The 7,455-nt window shown below is 62.2% G+C and carries 6 protein-coding genes and 1 pseudogene; 3 read left to right on the top strand and 4 right to left on the bottom strand.

Features of this window, described 5'->3' with window-relative positions; all coding sequences use genetic code 11:
- Positions 1-177 precede the first annotated feature (177 nt).
- Positions 178-363 (top strand): annotated as a pseudogene (locus tag C4B30_RS34795) (helix-turn-helix domain-containing protein); the annotation flags it as partial.
- A gap of 1 nt (position 364) precedes the next feature.
- On the opposite strand, the gene C4B30_RS34800 reads toward C4B30_RS34795, so the two are convergent.
- Positions 365-1,366 carry a zinc-binding dehydrogenase gene (locus tag C4B30_RS34800; protein ID WP_027784484.1) on the bottom strand — a complete coding sequence of 334 codons (1,002 nt, stop codon included), beginning with the start codon at positions 1,364-1,366 and terminating at the stop codon, positions 365-367.
- A 135-nt stretch (positions 1,367-1,501) separates the two neighbouring features.
- On the opposite strand from C4B30_RS34800, the gene C4B30_RS34805 reads away from it, so the two are divergent.
- The gene (locus C4B30_RS34805) at positions 1,502-2,386 is read left to right on the top strand and encodes a LysR family transcriptional regulator (RefSeq protein ID WP_027784483.1); all 885 of its coding nucleotides are present in this window, start codon (positions 1,502-1,504) and stop codon (positions 2,384-2,386) included.
- A gap of 163 nt (positions 2,387-2,549) precedes the next feature.
- Here the strand turns inward: C4B30_RS34805 and C4B30_RS34810 are convergent, their stop codons facing one another.
- On the bottom strand, positions 2,550-4,355 hold the full coding sequence (locus C4B30_RS34810) for a CocE/NonD family hydrolase (protein WP_230469135.1): 1,806 nt from the start codon (positions 4,353-4,355) through the stop codon (positions 2,550-2,552).
- Between the two features lie 117 nt (positions 4,356-4,472).
- Positions 4,473-5,438, bottom strand: coding sequence for an SDR family oxidoreductase (locus C4B30_RS34815; RefSeq protein WP_027784481.1), 966 nt, complete (start codon positions 5,436-5,438; stop codon positions 4,473-4,475).
- Between the two features lie 101 nt (positions 5,439-5,539).
- Here C4B30_RS34815 and C4B30_RS34820 point away from each other — a divergent pair, with 101 nt between their 5' ends.
- On the top strand, positions 5,540-6,490 hold the full coding sequence (locus C4B30_RS34820) for an AraC family transcriptional regulator (protein ID WP_027784480.1): 951 nt from the start codon (positions 5,540-5,542) through the stop codon (positions 6,488-6,490).
- Between the two features lie 92 nt (positions 6,491-6,582).
- Here C4B30_RS34820 and C4B30_RS34825 read toward each other — a convergent pair whose 3' ends face one another.
- The gene (locus C4B30_RS34825) at positions 6,583-7,425 is read right to left on the bottom strand and encodes an oxidoreductase (RefSeq protein WP_027784479.1); all 843 of its coding nucleotides are present in this window, start codon (positions 7,423-7,425) and stop codon (positions 6,583-6,585) included.
- Positions 7,426-7,455 lie beyond the last annotated feature (30 nt).

Below are 7,455 nucleotides of genomic sequence, written 5' to 3' on the forward strand. Positions count from 1 at the left end.
GAGAAAGCGGATGAAACATGCGACATCTGTATTTAGCTGGCGCTACGACATCTGAATCCGGGTATGACATTGGTTGTAGTGGCTAGATTGAAATGTCCGCTTTTGGCTACATAGAAATGTCCGCTTTCGTGCCGCGTAAGCTGTTCGGCCGCCGGGTGTCCGGCGCCGGAGGCTGCGATGGCTGCAACGGAGCGGATCACGATGACGATGCGCGAACTGGACCGGTTCAAGGTCATTCAGAACGTGGCGGATGGCAGGCTCAAGCCGTGGCGCGCGGCAGAACGGCTGGAATTGACGACGCGGCAGATTCGCCGACTGGTTGCCCGGCTTCGGAAGCATGGCGTGGCGGGATTGGTATCGGGATTCACGATTGGCTTGTCAGTATCGCCTTTCGTCCGTCGATGGATTCGTAGGCCATAGCGTCGTCAATCAGATCAAGGCTGAATTCCTGACCGAGGCTCGTCCTGAACACGGGATCGACAATCACGCTCTCGAGCGCACTCAGGGCAGCCACCAACCTTTCATGCTCTCGCACCGTGCGGCTCTCGAAATTGCTGAAACGCTGCATCGAAAGATCTTTCATCATGAAGAGCGGCGCCGACACGGGAAACGGAACGGGTCCGGCCATCGTGCCGTAGAAATATACCGACGAGCGCATCGGCAGACAGGCTGCCATCTGGCCGGTCAGTGCACCGCCCACACCATCGAATACAGCCGTCGTTCCAAGCTCGGAGGACAGCTTTCCGAGTGTGTCGGTAAAGTCTTCATCGGCGCGCACGATATGCTCGATACCGTGGCGTTGCAGCGCCTCCTGCGCAGCCTGGCTCCTCACCATGGAGATCGCCGGCATATTTCTCTGACGAGCGAGTGCCGCGAGCGCCAGCCCCGTTGCCGCGTTCCCCGCCGTGGCAATCACGCCCCGATGCCCGGCCTCGGTAATCGTTTCGAGAAACGCATAGGCTGTGATCACGTTGACGAGCGACCCGCAATAGTCCCGTGCGCTGACGTGTTCGGGCAAGATCAGGCAACTCGTGCAAGGCACCTGCGCTTTTTCGCACCAAAGCCCGATGTTGTACGCGCTACGGTTCAGCGAGCGGTAGACAGCGACGCGTCTCCCCATATAACGCGCCGGGACACCGGCACCTGTCGCCACCACCGTCCCGGCGCCGGAAGCGCCCCACACGCCGTGCTGGCTGGGCGCGAGCGCTCTGCCATCCTCGGCCCGCATACGCAAAAATATCTTGTCGCCATGGTTGATAGCAGATGCCTCCATGTCGATCAGCACATGACCTGCTTCCGGCCGGCTCGGCGGCCGGATATCACGAACTTCCAACGAGCGTTCAGCGGTAACGCAGATAGCTTTCATGACGCGTTTCTCCAGCGGTAAACAGTGATGACGGTAACTGCACAGGCGGTAACTTAAACAAGTAGGCCCGTTGCCGAAACGCAGCCTCCCGGCATACCATCGATTCCAGTACAGAATGGATCGATACGAATACTCATGGATCGCCTGAACGCAATTCGCCTGTTTGTTCGGCTAGTCGAATGCGGCAGTTTTTCCGCCGTCGGGCGCGAGGAAGGCATTGGACAACCGACCGTAAGCAAGCAGATTGCCGCGCTGGAGGAGTATCTCGGCGCTCAGCTGGTGTTGCGAACGTCGCGTCAGGTGGTGATCACCGCGACGGGGCAGGCATTCTATGAATCGGCCAAGCCCTTGATGGAAGACTTCGATTCGCTGGAGTCGTCGGTCGGGACGCGACAGCAGTCTCCACAAGGCTTGGTGAGAGTGACGACCGCGCCTGCCTACGGCCGCCTGTGCGTGACGCCGCTCCTTCCCGGGTTCTTTCGACAATATCCGCACGTTGCGCTCGAATTATCCGTATCCGAGCGACAGGTCGACCTCGTCGGGGAAGGACTGGATCTGGCAATCCGCCACGGGCCACTGGTGGATTCCTCGCTGACAGCGAGAAAACTATCGGAGACGGAATCGCTGCTCGTGGCCAGTCCGGGCTATATCGCGGCTAAAGGCCGGCCTGCCCGGCTGGCCGACCTGGACGGACATACAGGCGTCGTCTTCGCCCGAAACCATGAGCGCCGCCCTTGGCGCTTCAAGGTCGGGCGAGAAATCGTTCAGTGCGTTCCTCAGGGGTCTTTTTTGACGGGTGACGCAGAGCAGGTACGTGCCGCGGTACTGCACGGGCTCGGCATTGCCCAGGCGCCACGATGGCTCTTCGGAGCGGAAATCGATACCGGACAAGTCGAAGTCCTCCTGCCCGAGTTTCAGCCGGAACGCATGGCAACCCACCTCGTCTATCCAGCCGGTCGACGCGTACCGACGCGAGTCCGGGTGGTGATCGATTATTTGATCTCGGCACTCGGAACATGACGTACAACGAGTCGCCCATCGAACGCAAAGGCATGTGAAGGCTCTTCTTGACGAGAGCGTCGGCACACCTGTCAACGCGATGGAAACCAAAAAGGGATGCGGCGACGAGCAGCGTCCCGAAAACGGCAAAATACGGAATCGACGAGGCCGCCACGATATCGATTCAACGGCGAGGCGGGACGTGCGGCAACAACAGGTACGACGCATGCTTGCTACCCGTCGCGACAGTGTCCGTGCCACCGTAAAGAGCGGGATCGCGATTGGGATGAGCGGCGAAGAACAGCCCGGAATGGCTGTCGTCCGGAAGATCGTAGTCTTTGGCGTGCACGATGGGCGCGCCGGGCCCATAGCCGAAGTCCTTCCCCTGGATCGTCAGGGCCAGGCGATATCCCTTGGGAATGACGATGCTCGTCGGCTCCGTGAACTCCACGTCGACCGGATACAGTTGTCCGGGCGTCATCGGCTCGGCAGCGAGGTGCGGATGAAACGGTTGCCAGGCCGCGGATTTCGCCGGGTCGATAGCCCGGTGCGACACGCGCAGATAGCCCAGATCGAGCGGTACGTTCGGATCGCTGTTTCCCATGAAAGTGACATCACGGCCTTCGGGATCGATGAGCCGAACCGCCGCGAAAATGTCCATATCCGCCGTCGAGGAACCGACCCACAATCGCAAAGCGATGGGACCCGTAAACTCCGTTTCGTCCGCAAACGGCGCGGTCGTAAATGTCAGCCCTTCACCTGAGCCCGACCAGGATTTCGCAGCCGGTGCGGCGGCTTCGAGCGCAGGCCCCATCGATCCGCTCGCTGCGTCCAGGTAGTAAGGTTCCCAGTTCGTGCCAGGCAACGGCCACGCCTTTTCGTTTCGCCATGTCGCACCGTCCGGGCGCCTGACCTGCACGGCGACACGGGGCTCCTGCTCCCAGCCATTGCCGATGCCTTTCAGGAAATGATCGAAGAAGCGCTTTTGCAGCGCCAGCGCCTGGTCCGAATAGAACGGCGTCAAGTGGTCGCCGGTCTGGATGCGCAGCCACTTCTGCTTGCTGGCCGCCGCAAGGTAACCTTGCGTGCCCCAGTCGGTCCAGTTGGCGACGTCGAGCAACGGCACCGTGACTCGGCTGCCGTCCGGTGTGCGCTCGTGATACCAGGCGTCGTCGAACGGATGCCTGGCGAAGGCGCCGACGGGATCGATGCGGTTGTCCTTCAGACGCTCCTGTGAAAGCGGTAAGCCGGTGTCCTTGCCGCCGCCGATGGAATCGACCAGCGGTGTCCCGGCGTTCCCGTTCTGGTTGGGCACGACCTGATGTTCCCACCAGAACTGCCACGCCACGTTGAGGATGCCGCCGTAGTAAGCGATCTCACGATATTGATCGAAGGCGCCTTCCCACGGCAGGATCGCGGCGAGGCCCTCGGGGTTGAGCGCGGCGACCTGATACTGGTTGATTGCGTGGAACGACGTACCGAGCAGACCGACCTTGCCGGTGCTCCATGGCTGATGCGCGGCCCAGGTAATCAGTGTCGCGTAGTCTTGCGTTTCGCGCGGCGAAAAAGGATCGAGCACACCCGGCGATGCGCCGGCGCCCCGCACGTCGGCGTGGATCACGACATAGCCATTCGGAACCCAGCGTTCCGGATCGGGCGCCTCGAAACGGATATATCGGCAAGACGACTTTTTGCACAGATCCGGATACTTTGCGATGAGCTTGGCCCACGATGTCTTGTACGCGGGCGCGTCGGCCATGCTGGTGTCTTTGCCATAAGGCCCCATCAGCATCAGCACCGGATAGCGGCCGGGCTTGTCAGGACGATAGATGTTGATGCTCAGCTTTGCGCCGTCGTTCATGGTCACCGGCACGTCATGATCGAAGCGCATCCCCGGCACGCCACTGTCGACGCGCTCGGCGTGTGCCGACGGCGCGAACGCGATGGAAAGAGCCGCAGCGAGCGGTGCCAGTCTGGTCAAACCCATCATAAGCACTCCTGGTTGTCGTGAAACCCACGTCGCCGTCCATTCAGACGGCCCCTCGTTTTCCGCGGGCACGGCAATCACGTGCGGATGCCGCGGTGCCGTGTCCAGGCACGAGAGACGTCAACGACGTACGTCGCGCAAGGAAGCGATCAGGTCGGTCATCAACTGCGGATGCAGCGGCTCCCAGCCCAGTCGTTCCCGTGTGGCCTGACTGGAAACCGGATTATCGGCACGGACGAAGGGCGCCAGCCAGCCAAAATGCCGCGCGGCGTCTTCGGCCGACAAAGACGCAACGCGGACGTCGAGGTGGCGTCCAATCGCCTCGGCGATGTCACGGAACGGAATGCCCTCTTCCGCCACGGCGTGATAGCGGGCGCCCGCCTCGCCGCTTTCGAGCGCGCGCCGGAACAGCAGCGATGCGTCGAGCCGGTGCACGGCCGCCCATCTGTTGTTCCCGTCCCCCGGATACGCGGAAATTCGCTTCTTCCGTGCAATTTCGATCAACCGCGTGACGAGCCCGAGCCGGGTCTCGTCATGCACCGACGGCGGCAGCCGAACAACCGTGGCGCGCACGCCGGTCGCAACGAGATCCAGTGCCGCCTGTTCGGATTGCGCCCTGAGGCCGCCCACCGTGCCGAGATCAGCGGCATCGGTTTCGCGTGCCGGTCGCCCCGGCGCCATCGCCATCGTCGGAAACGCGATGACCAGCGAGCCTTTCCTTGCTTCGAGTGCGCCACCGAATGTGTCGATGGCGCGCCGCTCCGCTCCGACGGCCGCAGTCGTGAATCGCGCGACGATATTCGCAGGGCGACCGCCGAACATGATGCGTACTCGAGTCCCCAGGCTGGCGTGCGAGAGCGCATGAAAGAAGGCGGTGTGAATGACGCCATCCGCCGCTGCCGCAGCCCGGCGCAGTACAGGGAGATCCTCGATCGTCCCGCGGCAGGCTCGAGCTCCCAAGGCTTCGAGTGAAGCGGCGGCATTGGCCGAGCGTACAAGGCTGCTAACCTCGTGGCCGGCATCGACGAGACTGCGAACGACAGCAGAGCCGATAAAGCCCGTCGCACCCGTGACAAATACGCGCATCACCCACCTCCTGATCGTTTCAACGACAGGTTAAGGATTTGGCGCGGGACGGACTATGGCGTAGAGTTCGCATTTGGTTTGAGATCGTTCGGAATTGATTCATGGACCCGCTATCGGAAGTGTTGTCGTTACTGAGACTGCGCAGCTATGTGTCTGGCGGCTTCGATGCGAACGGAGACTGGGCCGTGCAATTCGGCGCGCACGACGGCATCAAGTTTCACGCCGTGCTGCGCGGCGAGTGCTGGGTTTGGGTCGAGGGGCTGCCCTCTCCCGTGAAAGTGAGTGCAGGTGAATGCTTCCTGCTGGCGGGAGGAAAGCCGTTTCGCCTCGCCAGCGATCTGGCCGTCGAACCGGTCGACGTCCATACGCTGTTGCCGCAGGTCCCGGATGGGCGCATCGTGACGCACAACGGCGGGGGCCGGTTCCTGAGCATCGGCGGCTATTTCACGCTAGCCGAAGGCCAGGCCGATCTGCTGTTGGGCATGCTGCCGCCGCTCATTCATGTCCGCGAAGAAACGAATCGGGCAACACTGCGATGGTGCGTGGAGCGCATGCGGCAGGAATTGAGCGATGCGCAACCTGGAGATTTCATCGTCGCGCAGCAGTTGGCGACGCTGGTCCTTGTCGAGGCGCTACGACTTCATTTGTCGAACGAGCGCCATGAAAACGTCGGTTGGCTTTTCGCGTTGTCCGACAAACGTATGCGGGCTGCGATCGACGCCATGCACGCCTCGCCGGGTCGCAGGTGGACCTTGCAGACCATGGCCGAGCAAGCGGCGATGTCTCGCACGACGTTCGCGCTCCGATTCAAGGAGACGGTCGGGCTCTCGCCCATGGAGTATTTGACGCGGTGGAGAATGATGCTGGCCGCGGACCGATTGACCCATTCCCGCGATTCGGTTTCGGAAATCGGTCTCGCCCTTGGCTACGAGTCGGAGAAGTCCTTCAGCACGGCGTTCAAACGCGTGATGAACCGTTCTCCACGCCAATACGGTCGACAGCGAAAAGCCGGGATGGGCAATATTGACGTTGATGTGGAAGGAGTCGGGTAGAACACCAGGTTTCAATGTCGCCGCCCTTCACATGGGGGTGCCGGACTGCCCGGGCCAACGCAGCCGACTGGGTGCGTCCACCCGCGCCTCCTTCACGCCTCGTAATCCGTGCTTCTCGTCAGATGCTCCCACGTGTCGAGGTCGACCCTCAGGTCCTCGAGCTTGGCGCGGACGAGATCGAGCGCATCGCCTCCGATGACGAGATGCAGCGGCGGCCGATCCGATTCCAGCGCAGCGATGATGGCTCGACTGCCGCGCACCGGATCGCCCTGCTGTTTTCCGTGCCCGGCGAGCACACTGTCGCGAGCCTTGCCGGCTGTGTCCGCATAATCTTCGAGACGTATGCCGGACTGTTGCATCGATGCGCCCCGGAAATCGGTCCGGAATGCGCCCGGCTCGACGACCGTCACGCCGATGCCTAGCGGGCCAATCTCTTTCGCCAGGGTTTCGGAGAGCCCTTCGACGGCAAACTTCGTCATGTGATAGAAGCCTACGCCGGGGAACGTCGTCAGGCCGCCGACCGAGCCGATGTTGACGATATGTCCTGTCCGGCGCTTGCGCATGCCGGGCAGGGCCGCCTTGATCATGTTCCAGGTTCCATGGACATTCGTCTCGAACATCGCCCTGACATCGCTGTCCTCGCCCTCTTCGATCGCGGCCAGATATCCGTAGCCAGCGTTATTGACGAGCACGTCGACCGCGCCGAATCGTTCGTGGGCGGCGGCAACGGCGGCCTCTGCCTGCTCCTGGCTGGTCACGTCGAGCCGGACGGCCGCGACAGCGTCGCCATACGCGCGGACGAGGTCCTCGACGGCTGCCTCATCCCGCGCGCTTGCCACGACGCGATACCCGGATTCGAGCGCGCTTCGGGCCAGTGCCCGTCCCAGCCCCTTCGAACATCCTGTGATCAGCCACACCGCATTTTTCTTCAACATAGTCGCTCCTTTCGTTCGCCCCACCCGCCC

The organism is Burkholderia sp. BE12, from assembly GCF_002959955.1.
Lineage (GTDB): Bacteria > Pseudomonadota > Gammaproteobacteria > Burkholderiales > Burkholderiaceae > Burkholderia.

Excerpts from the sequence above, each read along its gene's own strand:
- C4B30_RS34825 (WP_027784479.1), bottom strand. The coding sequence starts at position 7,425 with ATGTTGAAGAAAAATGCGGTGTGGCTGATCACAGGATGTTCGAAGGGG.
- C4B30_RS34810 (WP_230469135.1), bottom strand. The coding sequence starts at position 4,355 with ATGATGGGTTTGACCAGACTGGCACCGCTCGCTGCGGCTCTTTCCATC.
- C4B30_RS34820 (WP_027784480.1), top strand. The coding sequence starts at position 5,540 with ATGGACCCGCTATCGGAAGTGTTGTCGTTACTGAGACTGCGCAGCTAT.
- C4B30_RS34800 (WP_027784484.1), bottom strand. The coding sequence starts at position 1,366 with ATGAAAGCTATCTGCGTTACCGCTGAACGCTCGTTGGAAGTTCGTGAT.
- C4B30_RS34805 (WP_027784483.1), top strand. The coding sequence starts at position 1,502 with ATGGATCGCCTGAACGCAATTCGCCTGTTTGTTCGGCTAGTCGAATGC.
- C4B30_RS34815 (WP_027784481.1), bottom strand. The coding sequence starts at position 5,438 with ATGCGCGTATTTGTCACGGGTGCGACGGGCTTTATCGGCTCTGCTGTC.